This window comes from Streptomyces sp. NPDC004327 (assembly GCF_042873935.1).
GTDB lineage: Bacteria > Actinomycetota > Actinomycetes > Streptomycetales > Streptomycetaceae > Streptomyces.
In genome coordinates, this window is sequence record NZ_JBIAME010000011.1 from 17187 (window position 1) to 39076 (window position 21890).

Genomic DNA, 21890 nt, shown 5'->3' on the forward strand with positions numbered 1-21890 from the left:
AGATCATGACCACCGACCTGGGCCTGCTGACGACGGCCGCCGCCAAGTGGGAGTCGATGGCGGGTGAGCTGAAGAAGGTCGAGACCCGTTACGGCGAGTCCGTCCAGAAGATCACCATGGGCGACAACTGGTCCGGCGTCGCCGCCGGGTCCGCCAGCGCGGGCTTCGCCGCGACCCGGTACGAGTACTCGGCCGCGCAGATCCAGGCCAAGGCGATCGCGGGCCTGCTGCGCGACGCGCACGAGAAGTTCACCGATCTCAAGAAGAAGCTGGAGAGCGCGCGCGACGACGCGATCGCCGCCGGCATGGCCGTCTCCGAGCAGGGGCGCGTCACCTTCGACTGGTCGAAGCTCACCCCCGCCGAGCGCAGCGCCTACCACCACGACCCCGACGGCCAGAAGTCGATCAGCGAGGCCACGACCAAGTGGCAGCAGCACATCGACGACCGGGTGAAGGCCGTCTCCGAGCTCGACCAGAACGTCAAGCTCGCCCTCGACGCCGCCGTCGTCGACAGCAACAAGGACGCGTTCGGCAAGGGCGCCGACCAGACGTTCAACGGCTTCAACGCCGGCGCCGAGGCCGACCTGACGAAGGCCGTGAAGGCCGCGCAGGACGCGAAGGCCAACGGGTCCGATCCCAAGGTGCCCGACGACGGCCTGAAGGTGACCGGCCCCGACGCGGGCTTCACCATCAGCGGCGTCAAGAACGGCAAGGAGGGCTCGGTCAAGGCGTACGCCGACCTCTTCCACCTCAGCGCCGACGGCGAGGTGACCAAGGGCGGGGTCAAGCTCTCCGGCGTCTACGACGTCTACGGAGGAGCCAGGGCCACCGCGAACTACGGCTTCACCGACAAGGGTCTCGTCGGCAAGGCCGAAGTATCCGCCGGCATCCGGGAACTCATCGGAGGCAAGGCCGAGTACGGGTACGTCGGCGCCTACGGGCGCGGCGAGGCCTTTGCCGGCGGCGAGGCCTCGGCCAGCGCCGGAGTGGGCAAGGACGGCCTGAACGCCGGCGTGAAGGCCTTCGCCGGAGCGAAGGCGAGCGTCGCCGGAGGCGGAGAGCTCGCCGGCATCGGCGCCGGCGGCACCGCCGAGGGATGGACCGGCGCGGGCGCCGAGGCCAAGGTGACCTTCGGCAAGGGCGACGACGGCAAGTGGCACGTCGGTGGCAAGGTGGGTGTCGCCCTCGGGATCGGCGGCTCCGTGGGCGGAGAGTTCACGGTCGACCCCCACAAGGTGACCGAGGCGTTCAGCGACGCGGCCGACGCGGTCGGAGACACCGCCGGGTCCGTCAAGGACGAAGTCGTCAGCTGGTTCGACTGATGTACGTATCCGAGGAAGAAAGGCCCGACATGCCGACGACACTGCCCCTGCCGATCGAGTTCAGCCTGCCGGAGGGCTGGCAGGCGGCCCCGCCGGACGAGGTCGGCGCCCCGGACGTGGCCTTCATCGCGCTGCACCCGCGGCCGGACGCCGGGTTCACCGCGAACATCACCATCGACGGCGACTTCCTGCCGGACGGGACGGCGCTCGAGGACCTCGCCGACGCGTCGGTGGACCGCGTGCGCGCCGCCGCGGTGTCCACGGCCCTGGTCGCCCGGCGCCCGATCGGCTCCGCGTCCTCGCCGGGCCTGACGCAGCGGCTGACCCTGTCGGCCGTCGTCGGCGGCGTGCCCCGCGACCTCGTCCAGTCCCAGGTCTACATGATCTTCCTGGACGTCAACGACCCGCACAAGCGCGCGGTGATCCGGCTGATCCTGACCGCCACCGCCGCCCAGCACGACAGCGTCCTGGGAGACTTCCAGGACTTCCTGCGCACCGTGCGCCCGGACACAGGGACGGAGGCCTGACGATGGGTCTGCTGGACAGGTTCACCGGAACCCAGCACCCGGACAGGGGTGTCGCACCGCTGCCGGCCATGGAGGTCCGCGAGGCACTGCTCGCCATCAACGGGGCGGACAAGCCGTACGTCGTGCGCAACGCCCGCCCCGCCGAGAAGGCCGACCTCGTGGCGGAATGGCGGATCCTGGAGCCTGCCTGGCGGAACTTCTTTCTCAAGTCCCAGCTGGACCGCACGCTCAAGATCAAGATGCGTCTGGTCGACGGCAAGCACGAGGTGCGGGCACTCGACGAGCAGCTGGAGATCAGCTGGGTCGGGGACACGCCCCGCATCGCCACGTCGGCCGAGTACAGCCGCGGCCAGGTGACCACGACGTCCAAGCGGTGGACGATCGAGCGCGGCGCCGACGGCCGCCGCCACCTGGTCGAGGACTTCGCCTTCGACACGCAGCAGCTGAAGGATCCCCTGCGCAAGGCGGTCCTCGGCGCGGGCTGGACCTGGCGGGGCATGCTCGTCAGGCTCTGACGACTGGTGGGTTTGCGCCCCCGGACCCGTCCCACGCGTTGACGCAGGCCTTCCCCCTTCCCCTCGCCCTCCCCCTCCCCCTCCCCCTCCCCCCGGTAAGGATCCCGTCAATTTCTCTGACAGGGAGCCCGGTGGCGCGTGCGGCGTATGAGACTGCAGAGGCAGAGCGCAGACGTCTGTTCCGGCCGGCTGTGGGACCCATGACCTCCGAGGCGGACGGCGGGGACCGTGCCGCCGGCAAAGTTCCGTGCCGGGGTCATGGGAGACCGACCCCTCGCGTGAGCTCTCGGACGCTGCGGTTGTCGCAGACGCGGCCCTGAACGGGCCGGGGACGGGGAGATCGTCTTGGGGTTCGACGAGGATTGGAACGCGCTGCGCGCTCAGGCGGCGCAGCGGCAGGAATCGGGCATGCGGCTCGACCACGTACCCGACGACCCGTCGGGGCCGGCCGGCCCGGGAGGGATCGGCGGGCCGGATCTCGCTTCGACGCCCGAGCAGAAGAAGGCGGCGGCCGGCACGATCGAGACCGAGCTGGAGCCGAACACGAAGAAGGCCACGGACTGGGCCGACGAGAGCTCCGACAGCGCCGTCAAGACGTTCGACGGCTGGCAGACGGCCGCGGGCCTGAAGAAGGTCCAGGACACCTGGGACCGGCAGGTCAAGACGCTGATGGGGCGGCTGTCCTCGGAGAAGAGCGCGCTGCGCGGCGCGTCGGGGCTCTTCGCGCACAACGACCTCGGCATCCGCGGGCAGTTCGCGCCGGTGTCGACGTCCAAGATCGACGGCATATAGGCCCGGCGATGACGGGGAACCACACCAACGGGGGCAGTGGATGCTGACGTACGCAGAGATCATGACCACGGACTTAGGGGCGCTGACGACCGCCGCGGACAAGTGGGAGTCGATGGCGGGCGAGATCAAGAAGGTCGAGGACCGCTACAAGGACACCGTCCAGAAGATCTCCATGGGCCAGGACTGGCTCGGCGTCAGCGCCGATTTCGCCCAGACCAACTTCGCCGGCACCCGCTACGAGTACGCCGCCGCCCAGACCCAGGCCAAGGCCATCGCGTCCCTCCTGCGCGACGCCCACACGCAGTTCGTCGCCCTGAAGAAGAATCTCGACTCCACCAAGGCCGACGCCGTCCAGGCCGGGATGACCGTGTCGGACCAGGGAATCGTCACCTTCGACTGGGCCAGGCTCTCGGAGGCCGACCGCAGCGCCTACCGGCACGACCCCGACGGTCAGAAGACGGTCAGCGAAGCCGTCGGCAAGTGGCAGAAGCACCTCGACGACCGCGTGAAGGCCGTCTCGGACGCCGACGAGGGCGTCAAGATCGCCCTCGACGCCGTCGTCGTCGACGGCTTCAGGACGGGAAAGGGCGACGACACCTTCCTCAACGGCTTCAACGCCGACGCCAAGGGCGACATCGAGGTGTACGAGGCCGAGCACGCCAAGGACATCGCCACCCGCATCAACAGCGGCGAGAAGGTGTCCGCCGCCGACTACGCCGAGCTCGACCGGGCCTTCCGCGACAACTCCGGCAACAAGGAGTTCAGCCAGACCTTCGTCGGCGGCCTCGGCCCCGACGGCGTGATCAAGTTCTCGCAGCGGCTCAACCACAGTGCGCTGGACTCCGACAAGAAGAACAAGGACCGCTACACGACGCTGGAGACGGGCCTCGCCAACACGCTGGCGACCGCCACGCAGGTACCGGGCAAGGTCACCGACGCGCCTCCCGGTTCCAAGGCGTTCAAGCAGTGGCTGGACAGCCCCGACGGCAGGTTCTACCGCGACTTCACCGATGGTCTGCAGAAGGCCGGAGTGAAGAGCGACGACAGCGAGACGGGCAACCCGCTCTACGGCTACCAGTCGTTCGTCAGCCTCATGGACCACGCGAACACCCCGTACGACGACCAGTTCCTGTACGACCTCGGTGACGACCTGATCGACGCGGAGAAGCAGCACCCGTTGATCTTCACCAAGTGGGGCCGCGGGCACGGCGGCGTCGAGACCGATGCCATCGACGGGCTGCTCGGCGTCATGAGCAAGAACCCGGATGCCGCGACGGCCTTCTTCGACGCCAAGGGCAACGGCACCCCCGGCGACACGGTCACCAACGATCATCTCCACTATCTGACCGGCAGCGGACACGGCACCCGCGACTGGCCCCGCAACACGATCCTGGGCATACAGCCCACCACCATGGACGATCCGAGCAGCCGGATCGGCCTCGGCGCCGCGCTCGAAGCGGCCACGACGGGGCACGCGCCGCTCGGTCCCAACCAGGACCCGTGGCCCGTGGTGCCGCACACCGAGGCCCAGGCCCGCGTCATGCACGACCTCATCGGCGGGCTCGGTCCCGACCAGAAGATGCACCAGAACCTGCGCGAGCCGCTGTCGCGCGCCCTGGCCTCGTACACCGAGGACACGCACGCGATCCTGGGCGGCATGTCGGACAGCAGGTACGTGACCTCGGCGACGGGCGACGGCTTCTTCCAGAAGGACGGCAACACGCACATGGCCGTGACGCAGAAGGACCTGGTCCAGTTCATGCGCGGGCTGTCCGACGATCCCGAGGCGTACGCGAACCTGCACAAGGCGGAGTCCCGTTACATCAGCCTGGAGATGGAGAAGATCCCGAACGGAGCCACCGGCTTCTCCCAGAGCAACCCGCTGCACAACGCGGGTGCGGCACTCGGCGCGCTCAGCTCCATCCGGGAGGACGTGCTCAACGACGACCGGATGAGCAAGTACGCGAAGGCCGACTGGGAGTCCAAGATCGCCTATCACGTCATCGGCGGCGCGGTGACCCCTCTGTACTTCACCACGGCGGGCGGGATCTCCATCGCCTTCGGCGACTCCCTCCAGCGCGGTGTCGACACCTGGGCCTGGCAGTTCGGCAACGGGCTCAAGGCCCAGGCCGACGCGACGGCCAACGCCGCCATCGCCGACCACTACCTCAACGCCAGCAACCAGATGCAGCTCATGGTCGACTCCTGGGCGGACGGCCGCAACGACGTCAACGCGGACGCCCGCGCCGGCCTGAAGGACGCGATCCTCGACGGCCACGACCGGGGGGCCAACCAGGCACAGAAGTACCTCACTGACACCAGCAACTGACGCGAGTCGAGAGGCGGACGGCGAGCCATGCGACAGCAATCCCGTGGGCGGACACCGGCGGCGAGGACGCTCGTCGTGCTCGGAGTGTGTCTGGCCGTACTGGGCGGTGTCGGCGCATGGCTGCTGTCCGCCCGCGACACGACCCGCCCGTGCAACGGACTGGCCGGGGACGAGCGCGTACGGAAGTCCCTGGGCGCGGCCGTGCGACCCGGCATGAGTTGCTCCGCCTTCGGGGACGTCCTCGTGGAGGCGACCGCGGGACGCGAGCCCGGGATCCACACGAGGGCCCAGGCCCAGGCCCTCAAGGACGTCCTCGTCGCCCTCGACCCGGAAGGCACCGGGACGCTCCGCGTCGATCCCGCCCTGCGCCGCCCGCTCGCCACCGCCCTGGTCGACTACGCGCCCGACCTGCACGCCATGCTCGGTGGCCACGGCGGTGACCACATCACCCATGCCGCCCCCGGCATCCCTCCCTGGGAATCGGACGGTACCGCTCACCTCGCCGTCCTCACCAGGACGCTCGAAAGAGAACTGCGCGCCATCGCGCAGGACCCCCGTGCCTACGCGTTGCTGCGGTCGGCGGAGACCCGGTCCGCGGCCGGACGGCTGGCCGCGGTCCCCGCCGATGCCACGGGCTACGCCCTGACCGTGCCCGCGACCGAGGGCGCGCGGGCGCTCGGCGTACTCGACGGCGTCGCCGATCTCGTCACGCGGTCTCAGCAGGACGACGAGTCCCGCACCTGGCGGACCGCGGTCGTCGACGGGCTCCTCGACGAACCGACCATGCCCGGCGGTTCCCGGAACGGCCAGGCCGCCGGCCTCGTCTCGATCTGGCTGCGCGACCTCCGGGCCACTCCCGAGGACAGGCGTCCCGAGCGGCTCGGTACCCAGGCCGTCGACATGACACGGACGTGGACCCGGACACGGAAGACCGATCAGGCCGTTCAGGAGGACCTGCTGGACCGGGTGCGCAAGAGCCAGGACTCGGGCCGGCGGGAGGCCACTTCCTCCTGACGCCCGCGCCCGCGCCCGGGAGCACCCCGGCGCCCCGGAACGCGGAAAGCCGTACGGGTGAGGCGATCCGGAGGCCGGTTCGCCGAGCGCGTAGGCGGCGGTGATTCCGGAGGATCCTGCTGACAGGCGAGGGCCCGGCCACCCATCATTGACGTGCAACGATGTTGCGGCGCCGACGCACGAAGGAGCAGAGCCAGATGGGCACTCAGCAGGAGAAGGACGAGCTGTACGCGCTCGACATCAGCGGTGTCGAGTGGCAGGGCGCCCCCGGCACGAGCCCTGACGAGGAGCGGGTGGAGATCGCGCACCTGCCGGGCGGAGGCATCGCGATGCGCTCGTCGCTCGACCACGACACCGTGCTGCGCTACACGAAGGCGGAGTGGGACGCGTTCGTACTGGGCGCGAAGGACGGCGAGTTCGACCTCATGTGAGGCGCCGCGCGGCTACGAGCAGAGGGCCCGCTCCGGGATGGAGCGGGCCCTCTGCTCGTGCGTACGCGACCGGTCAGAACGCCTCGGTGAACAGGCGCGACGCCTTGACGTCCGTGGCGCGGTAGTTGTCCTTGCCCTGCTCGATGATCTGGGCCACCTTCTCCAGGCGGTCCTTCATGTCCTCGGCACGCTTCTTGTACTTGCCCTGGAGGATCTCGTACTCCCGGTGCGCGTCACCGTCCCACGTGTCGGTGACGACCCGCAGAGCGGTGTCCATGTCCTGGAGGTCCTTGATGATGTGCTGCGAGACCGTACGGATACGGTTCGCCATCTCCTGGACGCTCTCGTACTTGACCTTGGTGCCGGCGCTGTCGACAGACATGCTGTTCCCCCTGTTCGTCAGATGTTGTTGAGCGCGGAGTGGTTGACGGCGGCGAACGTGGCACGCACGTCGTCGTCGTTGGCGTTGCTGAGGTTCTTCGTCTCGCCGACGGCGTGGAGCAGCACGTTCAGCAGGCGACGGATGGTGTCGTGGTCCTCGTTGACGAGGGTCTGGGCCTGCTTGAAGCCGGCCGCGCCGACACCGGTCCAGCCGGCGCTGCAGGTCTCCAGGATGTTGGCGAGCTCACGCGCCTGCTTGGTGACCGCTTCACCGGTCTGCGTGATCGTGTTCTTCGCCTTGACGATCGGATCGTCTGCGAGTCCGAACCCACCTGCGGGAGTGCTCATGTGATGCTCCTCTTGTTGTCGATGGCGTTGCTCATGCGTCTGTCGACGCTCTCCTGCGTACGCCCACCGCGACGACGATGCCGACGACGGCAACGACGGCGATGGCACTCGCGGCGATGGCCCAGAGCGGGAAGCCGCTCGCATCGGACCCTTCGGCCGCTGCCCCCGTGTTCTCAGGAGAGGGGGAGGTCTGGGATGTCGTCGGCGACTGGCCCGACGACGGCTTGGACGACGGGCCCGCCCCCTGCGCGGCGAGCAGCGGGTCGACGTTCGGGTCGCCCGGGTCGCCCTTGCCTTCGAGCAGGACCTGCGCGGGGCGGACCGAGCCGTAGCCGATGTACTTGCTGGGCACGGGCCCGTTGTGGCCGGCGGTCTCCAGCATCACGCGCAGGACCTGGTTGCCGGTCCAGTCGGGATGCGCGGACCAGATGAGGGCGGCGGTGCCGGAGGCGATGGCGGTGGCCTGGCTGGTGCCCCGGCCGGCGCAGAACTTGTTCTTGTCGCTGGTGCAGCGGCCGGGGATCTCGACGCCGGGGGCGGCGAGGGCGAGGTGGGAGCCGTAGTTGGAGAACTTGGCGACCTTGCCCTTGGTGTCGAGGGCGCCGACGGCGACTACTCCGGGGATGGCAGCCGGGTAGACCGGGGCCCCGCTCCCGTCATTGCCGGACCCCGCGAAGATCAAGGCACCCTTCTTTCGGGCGTAGTCCACCGTCGCACGCCAGTCAGCCGAATCCGACTCCCTTGCGGCACCGGCCAGGGAGATGTTGATGACGCGAGCACCGTTGTCCACGGCGTAGCGGACGGCCTTGTATGTCGTCTTCCAATCGACGCCAAAGGAGGCGCCGGTCCTTACGGGAAGGATCGTCGCGCCGGGGGCAATGCCCTTGACCCCGCTATCAGCCCCGCTGCCGGCGATCGCAAGGGCCATGTTCGTGCCGTGACGGTCGGTGTCCTTGTCGTCCACCCGACCCAAGCCACCCAGGTCGAAGTCGTGCCCGGGCAGCACGTTTCCGTGAAGCTCCGGCAGTGTCGAGTCGACTCCGGAGTCGACCACAGCAACGGTGATGCCCTTGCCCGTGGCCACCTTCCACATCTGGTCGGCCTTCATCGCGTCCAGGTACCACTGACGCGACCGCATGTCGTCCGCCTGCGCCGCCGGCGCCGCGACGGTCCACGTCGCGACGACGGCGGTCATGGCGCCGAGCAGGCCCACAGCTCGGCTGCGAACGACCCGGGTGAGGGGGGACATCAGGGGATGGCTCCTAGTCGATGACGGGCGGGACGATCCGGCGCTGACCCGAGGTCCACGTCTCCTCGTCCTCGGACAGGTAGTCGGGACGATGGCCGGTCGTGCGCTCGTCCTCGTGGTCCTGTCCGGTCGAAGCGGCGGGACGGACGAGCCCCGTGCCTCCCGGAGTGAACGCCGAGCGTCCAACTGCTCGAGACGCGGAGGGAGTGCCTACAGTTCCGCCCTGCTCCATCGCCAGACGACGGCCGGCGGATCCACCGGGCATGCCGGAGGGGCCGTGCACACCGCCGCCCGGACCGTGCATGCCGGCGGCGCCACGGCCGAACGGAGTGGAGGACCGCGGTTCCTCGCCGATGACGGTGCCCATGGGCATCCGGGGCGGCCGCATGCCGCCGAGGCCCGGTCGGGTCGACGGCACCTGGCGGCCACCGACGATGCCTTCGGCGGTCCGCGGGCCGCTGCCCAGCGGGCCGGGAACCTGGAGTCCGGTGCGTCCTGCCGGGCCCGGCAGGCCCGGCATGGCCGTACGGGGCAGGCCCCGGTCGACCTGGGGACCGATCGGCGGCGTCAGCGGCGGCAGCTGAATGGGCGGCGGGCCGACCGTCGTGACGGGCGGCGCCGTCGGCGGCTGCACGGTGGGGGGCTGCACCGTAGGACGCGTCGGCGCGTCCGGGACAAGGGTCGTGGAGTCGATGTTCGTGTTGACATCGGGCAGCGGCGGCCTCGACGGCGCAGTCGGCGGCACGGAAACCGGGTCCTGAATCTGCCGCACGGTACCGGTCGGGGTCGTCACGTCAGCGCGCTGGAGAGAGGTGTGGCCCGTCGCAGTGGTGCCTGTGCCCGTGCTCGCATACGTCCCCGAGCCAGTGCTGCTGCCACTTCCCGCGCCGTACTCGCGCTCCCCTTCACTGATGCCGGCACCGATCATCGGCTTGAACTCCGGCTGCCGCTCCCCCGCGATCCTCGTGCTCGTCGCGTCGTAGTACGACGACAGCCGCTCCATCGCGCTGACCGCTTCCTGGAGCTTCGGGCCCGTCTCCGCAGCGATCCGGGCCTTCTCCTTCTCCGGGTCCGCGTAGCACATGCCCGCCGGCTTCGGCACGGCGGCCTTCGCCTCGGTCAGTGCGCCGGCCGCGCGCTTCATCTCCTCGGAGACGACCTTGGTGAAGTCGCCCAGGACCAGCGTCTCGGACACCATGCCGGCGCCCCAGGTGCGGAACGCCTCGGCGCCCTCGCCCTCCCACTTCACGCGGGAGATGTAGTGGCGCAGGTCCGCGGCGATGTCGAGGATCTTCGGCACGGCCGCAGCGAGCGCCTCGCCGGCGCCCGAGACGTCCTCGGGCTTGGCGGACGCGATCATCGCGTACAGGGCATCAAGGGACTTGCCCTCGAACTCTCCAGACATCGTGTTGTGCTCCCCCGTTTAGCTGAATCCGCCGGAGTCACCGGTGTCGGTCGTCGGCTTGGGCGCCGGCTGACCGGGCTTGGTGGCACCCTGACCGGTGTCGCCGCCGTTGTGCTTCGTGTAGTCGTCCTCGGTGCTCTTCTGGATCTGTGCGAAGCGGTCCTTCTGCTCCTGATCCACGCCCGAGTAACCCTTGTCGGCGATCTGCGCCCGGATCCCCATCGCCTCGATCGTCTCGCCGAAGATCTTCGTCAGCTCCTCGAGCCGCGTGCGCACCTTGTCGTACGCCCCGTGCAGCTCCGTCGCCGCGCCGAACCCCGTGCCGTACGAGGCAGGCGTGACCTTCTGCTCGCCGATCTTGGTGTGTTCGGCGGGCGAACCCTTCAGTTCCTCGACGAGCTTCTGCATGCGCGACTGGAAGGTCAGGAGCGTCACGTCCCCGACTTCCAGACCACCCGGCTTTCCGCCGTCCCCGTTCGGCCCTGCCACTTCAGTTCCCCCTCGTCACACGCACGAACTCGCTTACTCTAACCACTCGGTACGACAGTTCCAACTGCAAAGTCACCTAGGTACGCGTACTCATTCGACGGCTCGTCCGACGCGTCATCGGACCGCCCCGCGCCGCCGCCTGCTGTCGCGCATCACCGTGGCCGTGCCGGCCACCACGGCCACCAGTACCGCCCCGATGCCGAGGGCGTACGTGGCCAGCCGCTCCGTGCGTTCCTGTGGGGTCTCCGCCAGGGAGATGACGGCCGGTTCGGGGGCCTCCGCCTTTGGCGGGCCCGGGTCCGGGGTGGGGCCGGTGAGCGGGGGCTCGGGGCCGTCCGTGAGGGCGCGGACGGGGTCGACGACGCCCCAACCCACGTGGTTGTCACGGCCGTTGATGGAACGGATGGCGGTCTGCTCGATCCGCGTGACGATCTGGGCGGGCTTCCACTTCGGGTACTTGGCGCGCAGCAGGACCGCCACGCCGGTCACGTACGGCGCGGAGAAGCTCGTGCCGTTGTCGACGCACTGGCCGCCGCCCGGCACGGTGGAGACCATGTCGACGCCGGGTGCGGCGACGCCGACGAAGGTGCCCGACTGGGAGAAGGCGGCGCGTTCGTTGTTGCGGTCGGAGGCGGCGACGGCGAGGACGCCCGGGAAGGCCGCGGGGTAGGTGTTCTTGAGTTTGCCGTCCATGCCGTCGTTGCCCGCGGAGGCGACGATGACGACGTCGTTGCCGATGGCGCGGGCGACCGCCTGGCCCAGTTTGGAGTCGGGGCTCAGCGGCTGCGTGGTGTCCTGGGAGATGTTGATGACCTGGGCGTGCTGGGCCACCGCGTAGTCGATGGCCTGCGCCATCGAATCCGACTTGCCGCTGTTCTTGTCGTCGTTCTGCCGGATCGGGATGACGGTGGCCTCCGGCGCGAGGCCGACGAATCCGGTGCCCTTGCGGGGGCGGGCGGCGATGATGCCGGCGACCTTGGTGCCGTGGCCGACCTCGTCGACGGTGCCGTCGGTCTTGCCGCGCTTGTCGTCGCCGGGGCCGGGGTTCTTCTTGTCGGGCTGGAGGTAGTCCTTGCCGGCCTTGGCGTCGACGGCGGGCTTGAGCTGCGGGTTGACGTCGTCGACGCCGGTGTCGATGACGGCGACGCGGACGCCCTTGCCCTTGGTGTCCTGCCACAGCTCGTCGAGGAGGACGCGCTGGAGCGCCCAGGGCGTGCCCTCGATCTGCTTCTTCATCGGGAAGGTGCACTCGCCGCTGCCGTTGATGTCCACCGGCAGGTCCGGGTCCGTGCCGGCGTACGCCGCCGGGGACGCGGACAGCACGCCCGTCACGGTCATCGCCGCCAGCAGGGAGGCGGCTCGGTACGTCCTCATCAGCGACTCCCCCTACGAACCCTGCGGCTGGCGCGCGCCGTTGGTGTCCAGGCGCGGGCCCTTCGACAGGAACTCCGACCACTCCAGCGGGACGAGCACGGGCGTGACCCGCTCGTAGCCGAGGCGCTTCTGGGCGTCGCTCGGTTCCGGGCGGCCGTCGTTCTGCTGCTGGTCGGGGGCGCCGATCTCGGAGCGGTCGGCGTCGCTGTCGCCGTTGGCCTGGACGGCGTAGCGCAGTCCGGTGTCGGTGACGAGGAAGAGCGAGCCGTCGGGGCGGCCCTGCCGGCTGCCCTGGAACTGGGTGTAGAGCAGGCCGGTGCCGGGGGTGACGTAGGTGCTGGTGCCGCCGGCGGTGATCTCGGCCGGGTACGCGGGGCCGGCCCAGGTGGACAGCGTCGTGCGGCCCTTGGAGTCGACGCTCTCCAGGACGGAGCAGACGGTGTCGCGGGAGCCGGCGCCGCCGACGGAGTTGACCTGGGTGGACTTCACCTTGGGCCACTTCAGGCCGCCGCCGAACTCCTGCGGGTCGGGGGTGAGCGACTGCAGGTCGACGTCGGCGGCCTCGCCGGCCATGTCGAGGCCGTTGGTCTGCGGGGAGTTGATGAGCAGCCAGGCGGTGAAGTCGGAGACCGGCTGCACCTTGCCCTGGAGGACCACGTACTGCTGGGGCCCGGAGCCGGTCTTGACGCGCAGCACCATGCCGACCCGGTCCTGTTCGGGCTTCAGGCCGCCGTTGAGGCCCGCGTCGGCGCCGACCGTGCCGGGGATGTTCGGGAAGTCGACCGGGTCGCCGGTCTTCAGGGTGGCCAGCCAGTCGTCGGTGACCTGCTGCGGCTCGCGGTTGCTGCCGAAGAGGGCCGTGGTGAGGACCTTCGACTCGGCGTTGACGCGGTACTTGGTGCCGGTGGCGTCGACCAGGTACTGCGTCTTCCCCGTCTGCCCCTGCACGTACAGGATCTGACCGGAGGTCAGCTTGTTCTTGTTCTCGACACGGCCGGTGTCGCGCTGGGCGAAGAGGAAGGTGGCCTTCTGCACGCTGCCGCCGTTGCCGCCGCCGGGCTGTTCGCAGACCGCCCAGCGCTTGGCGGTGCCGGCGTCGTCGGCGCCGGGGAGGCGGTCGGGGGCGTACGGGATGCCGAGGATGGGGCCGCGCGGCGGCTTGCCCTTGTCGAGTTCGGCGTCGTCGACCTGGACGACCTGGAAGTCGTCGGGGTTCAGCAGGAGCCGGGCGGAGGCCAGGTTGAGCACCGGGTGGAGCAGGGTCTTCCTGTCCTTGCCCTTGCCGGTGGTGAGGACGACATAGCGGGTGGTGGACTGCTTGCCGATGATCACGTTGGTGCCGGGCTTGTCCCAGCCCTTGGGGGCGGTCGGCCGGAACATGCCCCAGGCGCCGAACCCCGCGATCACCAGCGCGCCGACGACGAGACCCGGCACGACCGCGCGCAGCGGCTTGGGCGCGCCCTCCTCCGTACCCGTGGGAGAGGGTTGGAGGAATGCCGCCACCGTGCGCTTCTTCGCAAAGGTGTACGCGTTGAGCTCGTCCCGCCGTGATGCCATGAGTCCCCATTTTCGTCAGGCGCGGTCTCGCGCGGCAGTCCACGGGCGCCCGGGGAGCATGGCGCCCGGGCCCCGGCTGTCGGACCGGCCCCCTACTATGCCTGCTGTCCGCCCGCGCTCGTGGGGCGGGTAGGGTGATCCGGCCGCCAGGGGCCTGCCAAAGGGCCGGTGGGGCACGGTGATCGGGACGAATTGAGGGGGATTCTCCATCATGCCTTCCGCGACGCGGACACGGCCCGCAGCGGCCGCGCCCTCTTCCGCGCCCGCCACGACCGCGCCCCCGGGGCCCGGTTCGGCAGCGCCGTCCTCGGTCTCGCCCCGACTCCAGGCACGTCCCGGACACTTCGGTGCGTTCCGATTGCAACAGCTCGTACTGATCGAGGTGGCGGCGGCCCTGCTGGTCGTCGCCGCGGTCGTCGACAAGCTGCTCCTGGTGCCCGCCGGCGTCGTCGCGGCGGTGCTCGTGCTGCTCGCGGTGGTGCGCCGGCACCGGCGTTCACTGCCCGAGTGGCTCTCCACCTTCCTCGCGCTGCGCGCCCGCACCCGCCGGGCCGCGTCCTTCACCGTGCCGGAGGGCACGGAACCGGGGCTCGCCCCGGTCGTGGAGTGCGATCCGGCGCTGCGCACGCACACGTACAGCGACCGTGACCGGCGGCCGGTCGGGATGATCGGCGACGGCACGTTCCTGACGGCGGTCGTACGGGTCGAGGCCGAGGGCTCGGCGCTGCGTCCCGAGCGCGGGGCGCGGCCGCTGCCGGTCGGGCTGGTCCGGGACGTGCTCGAGGTCGACGGCATCCGTCTGGAGTCCGCGCAGGTCGTGCAGCACACGCAGCCGGCGCCCGCGCCGCACCTGCCCGCGCAGTCGATGGCCGCGCGCAACTACGGGCCGCTGCAGGCGCAGACGGGCTCGCCCGCGCTCCGCGTCACCTGGGTCGCGCTCAAGCTGGACCCGGAGCTGTGCCGGGAGGCGGTCGAGGCGCGCGGGGGCGGCATGGAGGGCGCGCAGAAGTGCCTCGTGCGGGCGGCGGACCAGCTGACCAGCCGGCTCGCGGGGGCCGGTTTCCGGGCCACGGTGCTCGGCGAGCAGGAGCTGACCGCGGCGCTCGCCACCTCCACCTGCGCCAGCCCGATGGCGATAGCGCAGGCGGGCCGCGGCCAGGCGCCGGGCCGGCGCACGCAGGAGACCGCGCGCACCTGGCGGGTCGACGACCGGCGCCACACGACGTACTGGGTGGGCCGCTGGCCCCAGTTGGGCGGCGCGGGCGGCGCTGGCGCGTCGATGCCGCAGCTGGTGGCGCTGCTGACGTCGCTGCCGGCGCTGGCGACGACGTTCAGTCTGACGCTGAGCGGGGGTGACCGTCAGGAGGTGACGGTCACCGGACACGTACGGATCACCGGGCGCAGCGACGAGGAGCTGGTGACCGCCCGGCACGAACTGGAGCGGGTGGCGCGCGGCGTGAAGACGGGTCTGGTGCGGCTCGACCGCGAACAGGTGCCGGGGATGCTGGCGACGCTGCCGCTGGGGGGTGCGCGCTGATGACGACACCGGTGACGGGCAACGCGGTGCCGGGCGGCGCCCAGGGAGCGGTGCCGGGCGGGGCGGCCTTCGGGGTGCCGGGTGCGGTGGCGAACGGGGTGCCGGTGGCGGCGCCCGGCGGCATGGCCGGAAACGGGCTGTCGGGTGGCACTCCCGCGCGCCGGGGCGGCGCGCGGCGGGCCGGCGGGCAGGGAGCGGCGGCGCGTACGGGGCGGGGCACGAAGCCCCGGTTCGGCTTCGGGCTCATCGGGCCGCGCCGGGACCGCCACTCCGTCCCGGTCGACCAACTCGACGCGCTGGCGCTGCCGGTGGGCGACGACGGCGTGGTCATCGGCGTGGACGCCGAGAACCGGCCGGCCGTGCTCGGCATCAACCAGCCGAGCCCCTACGACGTGACGCTCATCGGCGGCCTGTGGACCGCGCAGGTCCTCGCGCTGCGCGCGGCGGCCACCGGCGCCCGCATCGCAGTCGAGACCGGCCGCGCGCCCGTGTGGACGGCGCTCGCCCAGGCCGCGGGCGGCGGCCAGCCCTGCGTCACGCTGCACGACGTGGGCCGGGTGCCGCCGCAGGGCGCGTCCGCGGGCAGCCCGGTCGTCGTCATCCGCGACTGCGGCATGCGCCCGCCGCGCGGCCGTGTGGTGTCCGGGCCGTGGCAGTCGGTCGTGACGCTCCTCCCGTACCTGAGCCCGGTGGCCCCTCGGCTCCTGGAGAAGTCCTCGCTCGTCGGCGTCCAGCGGGTCTCCCCCGACGAGGCCGCCCAGATCGGCCGGATCATGGGCCTGCGGCGCGCGGAGTGGGAGGCGCTGTCCACGCTGGCGGACGGCGTGACGCTGTGGTGCACGCCCGGCGACCGGCAGTTCGTGATGACGCAGGCCACGGATGCCGAGGCGGGGCTGCTGGGCGGCGCCCGCCGGATGGACTGAGCACGGTTCCACTGGTCAAACCTGTCCGTTTTTGGGCAGGTTGGGCAGGTTTGGATCGCCGGGTGTTCCACTGTCTGGTACCCACAGGTCACTTGGGGACCGGATGTGACACCGCGGCGGGCCGTCGGCCCTGCCCGGGGGGCGCGGTTGGCGTTTAGGGTGGGATGTGCCCGCCCACGACTGCACACGGGTGCGCGACCACACCAGGAGGCAAAGTGAACCGCGATCGGGACGAGGTCCAGGGGGGTTGGAACCCTCCGGTCGACGATCAGTCCGACGCAGATCCCGCCGAGCTGACGGGTGAGTTCACCATCGACTACACCCCTCCGGCCTGGTACACGCAGAACGCGGCCGGCGGCGGTACGGGCTCCGCGCCCACCCCTCCCCCGCCCACCGGCGCGCCCCTCGCCGTACCCGGCGCCTGGGCGTCGCAGCCGGCGACGCCGCCGGCCGCGCCCGCCGCGCCCGTGCCGCCCGCGCCGGAGCCGTTCGGCGGCGGGGACGTGGAGAGCGGCGCGACGATGCGGTTCTCGCCCGCGGCGCTGAAGCGGGAGACGGCGGAACGGGACGCGGCGGCGGCCGGCGCTCCGGCGACGGGGCCCGCGGGCCCGGTGCCGGGCGCGGGTACGGACGCGGCGCCCGAGACCGGTGGCCCGGCCGCGGCGCCGACGCCGGCCGGCGTCGCGGACGTGGTGCCGGGCTCCGGTGCCGTGCCGGAGCCGCAGGCTGCCGGCACCCCTGCGACCGGATCCGGATCCGCGCCGGAGGCCGGTGCGTGGTCCGCCACCACCGGGACTCCCGTCGGCCCGGCCGGCCCCCTGCCGGGCGCCCTTCCCGAGGGCTTCGTCGGCGCGCCGAACCCAGCCGCGCCGCCGGTGAACGACGGTGCCGGTGCGGCGCAGGAGGAAGCCGCCTCGCCGGCGGCCGGTGAGTGGTCGGCCACGCCGGAGGCGCCCGTCGACGCGGCAGCGGCAGCGGCCGCGGACGACGGTTCCGTCGGCGCGGAGCGCCCGGCCGGGTCGCCCGCGGCGGACGCCACCGCGCCCGAGGACGCCGGGACTTCCGTCGACTCCGCCTCGCGCGCCGACGCGCCTCCGGCACCGGAGGCGCCGGTCGCCGAGGCCCCGGGCACGGGCGATGACACGCCTGAGGCCGGCGACTCGGCCGCCCCGGCGCAGGTGTCCGACACCGACGCCGGTCCCGCGGCCGCGGAAGCCGCGGTCGACACCGCCGGGGACAGCGCCCCGGCCCCGCTCGACACCGACGGTGCGGACTCCGCCGCCTCCGGCGACGCGGCTCCGCTGCCCGCCCCGGCGGACCGCGAGACGAGCGGCGACGACACGTCCGCCGTCATCTCCGACGCCACGGAGGGTGCCGACACCTCGGCCGCCCCCGTCCCGGCTCCCGGGGCCACGGACGCTCCGGCGCACCCCGCCCCCGGCTTCCCGGCGCCCGCGGGCGCCCCCGCCCCGCAGGACGTCGCCCCCGGCGGGCTGCCGCCCGCCGTGCCCGGGCCGACGCCGGGGCAGGGTGGCGCGCTGCCGCCGCTGCCGCCGTCGTTCCAGCCGGCGACTCCCGCGGGCGCGCCGCAGTGGCCCGCGCAGGGCGCGCCGGGCGAGCAGCAGGTACCGCCGCAGGCCGGGCCGATGCCCGCCGCCGCGTCGTGGCCTGCCCCGCCGGCTCCCGTACCGCCGCAGGCTCCGCCGGCCGGCTACGGCTTCCCGCAGCCGGGGCAGCCCGGTCAGCCGCCGCAGATGCCCGCGCCCCAGGGCGGCTTCGGGCCCCCGCAGCCGGGGCAGCCGCCGCAGGCCCCGCAGCCCGGCTACGGCTTCCCGCACCCCGGCGCCCAGCCCGGCCAACCCCCCGCCCCGCAGGGCGACTTCGGGCTGCCCCAGCCGGAGCAGCCCGGCCAGCCCGGTCAGCCGCCGCAGGCGCCCGCCCCCGAGGCCGGCTACGGCTTCCCCCATCCCGGCGCCCAGCCCGGCCAGCCCCCCGCCCCCCAGGGCGGCTACGGCTTCCCGCACCCCGGCCAGCCGCAGCCGCCGCAGGAGCCCCAGCCGCAGGGCTACGGCTTCCCGCAGCAGGCCCAGCCTCCCGTCCCGCAGGGCGGATACGGCTTCCCGCACCCGGGCGCGCAGCCCGCCCAGCAGCCGCAGGCCCCCGAGGCCGGTCACGGGCAGCCCGGGCAGCCCCCGGCGCCCGATGCCGGCTACGGCCAGCCGCCCCAGTCCCCCGTCCCCAGCCCCGCACCGCCCGTCGATCCCCGCACCGGTGCCGCCTGGCCCACCGCCGTGACGCACGATCAGCGGGAGCGGTCGGTGCCCGGGGCGCCGCTCGGGTACAACGCGGCGGTCGAGCTGTCGTCGGACCGGCTGCTGCGCAACACGAAGCAGAAGCCGAAGTCGTCCCGCAACCCCGGTTCCGCCTCGCGCTTCAAGCTCGGCGGCAAGCGGGAGGAGGCGGAGCGGCAGCGGAAGCTGGATCTGATCCGGACGCCGGTGCTGTCGTGCTACCGGATCGCGGTGATCTCGCTCAAGGGCGGCGTCGGCAAGACGACGACCACGACCGCGCTCGGCGCGACGCTGGCCACCGAGCGGCAGGACAAGATCCTGGCGATCGACGCGAACCCGGACGCCGGCACGCTGGGCCGCCGGGTGCGGCGCGAGACCGGGGCGACGATCCGCGACCTGGTGCAGGCGATCCCGTACCTGAACTCGTACATGGACATCCGCCGCTTCACCTCGCAGGCGCCCTCCGGTCTGGAGATCATCGCCAACGACGTGGACCCGGCCGTGTCGACGACGTTCAACGACGAGGACTACCGGCGGGCGATCGACGTCCTGGGCAAGCAGTACCCGATCATCCTGACGGACTCCGGCACGGGTCTGCTCTACAGCGCGATGCGCGGGGTGCTCGACCTGGCCGATCAGCTGATCATCATCTCGACGCCGTCCGTGGACGGCGCGTCGAGCGCGTCGACGACGCTGGACTGGCTGTCGGCGCACGGGTACGCGGAGCTGGTGCAGCGGTCGATCACGGTCATCTCCGGGGTCCGCGAGACCGGCAAGATGATCAAGGTCGACGACATCGTGCAGCACTTCCAGACGCGCTGCCGCGGGGTCGTCGTGGTGCCGTTCGACGAGCACCTGGCGGCCGGTGCCGAGGTGGACCTCGACATGATGCGGCCGAAGACCCGGGAGGCGTACTTCAACCTGTCGGCGATGGTGGCCGAGGACTTCGTACGGGCGCAGCAGGCGCAGGGCCTGTGGACCGCGGCGGACGGGCAGGGCGCGCTGCCGCCGCACATGGCCCCGCCCATGCCCGGCCAGCCGTACGCGCCGCAGCCGGGACAGCCGTACCCGTACCCGGGCGAGCAGCAGCCCTACCCGCCGCAGCCGGCGCCCGGACAGCCGTACCAGGCCCAGCCCGTCCCGGGTCAGCCCGTCCCCGGACAGCCGATCCCGGGTCAGCCGGTCCCGGGTCAGCCGTACGGAGCACCGCCGGCACCCGGACAGGTGCCCGGTCAGATGTACGGGGGCCGGCCCGGCCAGCCGCCCGTGCCGCAAGGGTGGCAGCAGCCGCCGGGCGCACAGCCGCCGCAGGCGCCGCCAGCCCCTCAGCAGTAAGGCGTCACAGGAGTAGACCAATGAGGCCCCGTACCGGTGTTCCGGTACGGGGCCTCATGGCATTCGCGCAGCCCACAAGGGGTTTGAGACATCGTTGACGACGGCAGACCACCGCTGATACACCTTCGCTTCATCCATCGTCAGCCCAAGATCCACGGCACAGCCCGACACACGCATCCCCCGACGCGAGGTCACGCCCCATGGTCATGGTCACGAAGGTTCCACCCCGCCCGAGCGCCCGTCACAGAGCCGTCCGCCCCCTCCGGCTCCTCGTCGCCACCGGTCTCGCCGCCGCCTCGCTCGCGGCCGTCCCCCAGGCGGCCCAGGCACGCCAGGCGGCCCGGGCGGACGACAAGGCGGATTCCGGCACCACCCTCACCGTCGCCGTCTCGCAGAGCGTCGACTCGCTCTCGCCGTTCCTGGCCCAGAAGCTCGTCTCCACCAGCATCCACCGGCTGGCCTACGAGTACCTGACCAACTACGACGCGAAGGACGCGCACCCGGTCCCGGGCCTCGCGACGGCCTGGACGTCCTCGCCGGACAAGCTGACCTGGACGTACACGATCCGCAAGGACTCGTACTGGTCCGACGGGCAGCAGGCCACCGCCGAGGACGCGGCCTGGACCTTCACCAAGATGATGACCGACCCGAACGCGGCCACCGCCAACGGCAGCTTCACGGCCAACTTCAAGAAGGTCACCGCGCCCGACCCGCAGACCCTGGTCATCGAGCTGAAGCGGCCGCAGGCGACGATGACGGCGCTCGACGTGCCGATCGTGCCGAAGCACGTGTGGGAGAAGGTCTCGGACTTCTCCAAGTTCAACAACGACCGGCAGTTCCCGATCGTGGGCAACGGCCCGTTCGTCATCACGGACTTCAAGGTCGACCAGTACATCAAGCTGAAGCCGAACAAGCGGTTCTGGCGCGGCGCGCCCAAGTTCGACGAGCTGGTCTTCAAGTACTACAAGGACGGGGACGCGGCCGTGGCCGCGCTGCAGAAGGGCGAGGTGTCCTTCGTACCGAACCTGACGCCCGCCCAGGCCGCCGCCCTGAAGACACAGCCCGACATCAAGGTCAACGACGCCCCGGGCCGCCGCTTCTACGCGCTCGCCACCAACCCTGGCGCCCGCGCCAAGGACGGCAGGACCTTCGGCAACGGCAACAAGGCGCTGCTCGACCCCGAGGTGCGCAAGGCGCTCTTCCTCGCCGTGGACCGGGCGACACTGGTCGACAAGGTGTTCCAGGGGCACGCCGTGCAGGGCGAGGGCTACATCCCGCCGCGCTTCGCCTCGTACTTCTGGAAGCCGGCGGGCGGGCAGCTGCGCACCTACGACCCGGCCAGGGCCGAACAGGTCCTGGACGCGGCCGGATACCGGAAGAACGGCGACGGCAAGCGGCTCGGCAAGGACGGCAGGCCGCTGGAGTTCCGCATCCTGTGCCACGCCACCGACCCCAACGACAAGGCGGTCGGCAAGTACCTCCAGGAGTGGTGGGGCCGGCTGGGCATCGGGCTGAAGGTCGAGTGCCTGGACAGCGTCTCCGACCCGTGGGTGAAGGGCGACTACGACCTCGCCTTCGACGGCTGGTCGGTCAACCCCGACCCGGACTACGTGCTCTCCATCCACACCTGCGGCACGCTGCCCGCGACGCCCAAGGACACCGGCGCCACCGACAACTTCATCTGCGACCCGCGCTTCGACGCGCTCTACGCCCGGCAGGCCGTCGAGTACGACGCCGCCAAGCGCACCGACCTGGTCAAGCAGATGCAGTCGCGGCTCTACGACACCGGGTACATGAACGTCATGGCGTACCCGAACGCCCTGGAGGCGTACCGCACCGACCAGATCCGCTCCATCACCACCATGCCCGAGGCCGGCGGCAACCTCTACGGCCAGGACGGCTACTGGAGCTGGTGGTCGGCCGTGCCCGCCGCGCGGTCGGCCGACGCGGCGTCCGGCGGCTCGTCCACCGGCGCGGTGATCGGCATCGGCGCGGCCGTCGTGGTCGTCGCCGGCGCCGGGCTCTTCTGGATGCTGCGCCGCCGCTCCACCGCCGACGACCGCGAGTAGCC

At 71.8% G+C, this 21890-nt stretch carries 18 protein-coding genes; 11 read left to right on the top strand and 7 right to left on the bottom strand.

The window, feature by feature from the left end; translation table 11 throughout:
- Positions 1-5: 5 nt before the first annotated feature.
- The 7 genes from ACFYU9_RS31830 to ACFYU9_RS31860 all read left to right on the top strand — a co-directional run bounded on the left by ACFYU9_RS31830 (position 6) and on the right by ACFYU9_RS31860 (position 6930).
- Complete coding sequence (locus ACFYU9_RS31830; protein WP_389209145.1) at positions 6-1322, top strand: hypothetical protein; 1317 nt, start codon at positions 6-8, stop codon at positions 1320-1322.
- 29 nt (positions 1323-1351) lie between these two features.
- Positions 1352-1849 (top strand): hypothetical protein, encoded by a 498-nt coding sequence (locus ACFYU9_RS31835; RefSeq protein WP_389347088.1) that lies wholly within the window; start codon positions 1352-1354, stop codon positions 1847-1849.
- 2 nt (positions 1850-1851) lie between these two features.
- A complete protein-coding gene (locus ACFYU9_RS31840) occupies positions 1852-2364 on the top strand; it encodes a hypothetical protein (protein ID WP_389347090.1) in 513 nt (170 codons plus the stop codon).
- 345 nt (positions 2365-2709) lie between these two features.
- Positions 2710-3156 (top strand): hypothetical protein, encoded by a 447-nt coding sequence (locus ACFYU9_RS31845; protein WP_389209139.1) that lies wholly within the window; start codon positions 2710-2712, stop codon positions 3154-3156.
- 61 nt (positions 3157-3217) lie between these two features.
- Positions 3218-5485: a hypothetical protein gene (locus tag ACFYU9_RS31850; protein ID WP_389347092.1), complete on the top strand. Its 2268-nt coding sequence runs from the start codon at positions 3218-3220 to the stop codon at positions 5483-5485.
- A 27-nt stretch (positions 5486-5512) separates the two neighbouring features.
- Positions 5513-6499 carry a hypothetical protein gene (locus ACFYU9_RS31855; protein ID WP_389347094.1) on the top strand — a complete coding sequence of 329 codons (987 nt, stop codon included), beginning with the start codon at positions 5513-5515 and terminating at the stop codon, positions 6497-6499.
- Positions 6500-6696: 197 nt separating this feature from the next.
- The gene (locus ACFYU9_RS31860) at positions 6697-6930 is read left to right on the top strand and encodes a DUF397 domain-containing protein (RefSeq protein WP_389209133.1); all 234 of its coding nucleotides are present in this window, start codon (positions 6697-6699) and stop codon (positions 6928-6930) included.
- Between the two features lie 73 nt (positions 6931-7003).
- On the opposite strand, the gene ACFYU9_RS31865 is transcribed toward ACFYU9_RS31860, so the two are convergent.
- The 7 genes from ACFYU9_RS31865 to eccB all read right to left on the bottom strand — a co-directional run bounded on the left by ACFYU9_RS31865 (position 7004) and on the right by eccB (position 13733).
- The gene (locus ACFYU9_RS31865; RefSeq protein WP_389209132.1) at positions 7004-7312 is read right to left on the bottom strand and encodes a WXG100 family type VII secretion target; all 309 of its coding nucleotides are present in this window, start codon (positions 7310-7312) and stop codon (positions 7004-7006) included.
- 17 nt (positions 7313-7329) lie between these two features.
- Positions 7330-7659 carry a hypothetical protein gene (locus ACFYU9_RS31870; protein WP_389209130.1) on the bottom strand — a complete coding sequence of 110 codons (330 nt, stop codon included), beginning with the start codon at positions 7657-7659 and terminating at the stop codon, positions 7330-7332.
- Between the two features lie 31 nt (positions 7660-7690).
- On the bottom strand, positions 7691-8908 hold the full coding sequence (locus tag ACFYU9_RS31875) for a S8 family serine peptidase (protein WP_389347096.1): 1218 nt from the start codon (positions 8906-8908) through the stop codon (positions 7691-7693).
- A gap of 13 nt (positions 8909-8921) precedes the next feature.
- Positions 8922-10313, bottom strand: coding sequence for a hypothetical protein (locus ACFYU9_RS31880; protein ID WP_389347098.1), 1392 nt, complete (start codon positions 10311-10313; stop codon positions 8922-8924).
- An 18-nt stretch (positions 10314-10331) separates the two neighbouring features.
- Complete coding sequence (locus ACFYU9_RS31885; RefSeq protein WP_389209124.1) at positions 10332-10748, bottom strand: hypothetical protein; 417 nt, start codon at positions 10746-10748, stop codon at positions 10332-10334.
- Between the two features lie 168 nt (positions 10749-10916).
- Positions 10917-12176: a type VII secretion-associated serine protease mycosin gene (gene mycP, locus ACFYU9_RS31890; protein ID WP_389347100.1), complete on the bottom strand. Its 1260-nt coding sequence runs from the start codon at positions 12174-12176 to the stop codon at positions 10917-10919.
- A 12-nt stretch (positions 12177-12188) separates the two neighbouring features.
- On the bottom strand, positions 12189-13733 hold the full coding sequence (gene eccB, locus ACFYU9_RS31895) for a type VII secretion protein EccB (protein WP_389209120.1): 1545 nt from the start codon (positions 13731-13733) through the stop codon (positions 12189-12191).
- A gap of 211 nt (positions 13734-13944) precedes the next feature.
- On the opposite strand from eccB, the gene eccE reads away from it, so the two are divergent.
- The 4 genes from eccE (at position 13945) to ACFYU9_RS31915 (ending at position 21888) form a co-directional block, all read left to right on the top strand.
- Positions 13945-15270, top strand: coding sequence for a type VII secretion protein EccE (eccE, locus tag ACFYU9_RS31900; RefSeq protein WP_389209118.1), 1326 nt, complete (start codon positions 13945-13947; stop codon positions 15268-15270).
- A gap of 122 nt (positions 15271-15392) precedes the next feature.
- On the top strand, positions 15393-16193 hold the full coding sequence (locus ACFYU9_RS31905; RefSeq protein WP_389209245.1) for a hypothetical protein: 801 nt from the start codon (positions 15393-15395) through the stop codon (positions 16191-16193).
- Positions 16194-16408: 215 nt separating this feature from the next.
- Positions 16409-19819 carry an SCO5717 family growth-regulating ATPase gene (locus ACFYU9_RS31910; RefSeq protein ID WP_389347102.1) on the top strand — a complete coding sequence of 1137 codons (3411 nt, stop codon included), beginning with the start codon at positions 16409-16411 and terminating at the stop codon, positions 19817-19819.
- Between the two features lie 206 nt (positions 19820-20025).
- Positions 20026-21888, top strand: coding sequence for an ABC transporter substrate-binding protein (locus tag ACFYU9_RS31915; protein ID WP_389347272.1), 1863 nt, complete (start codon positions 20026-20028; stop codon positions 21886-21888).
- The last annotated feature ends 2 nt before the right edge of the window (positions 21889-21890 follow it).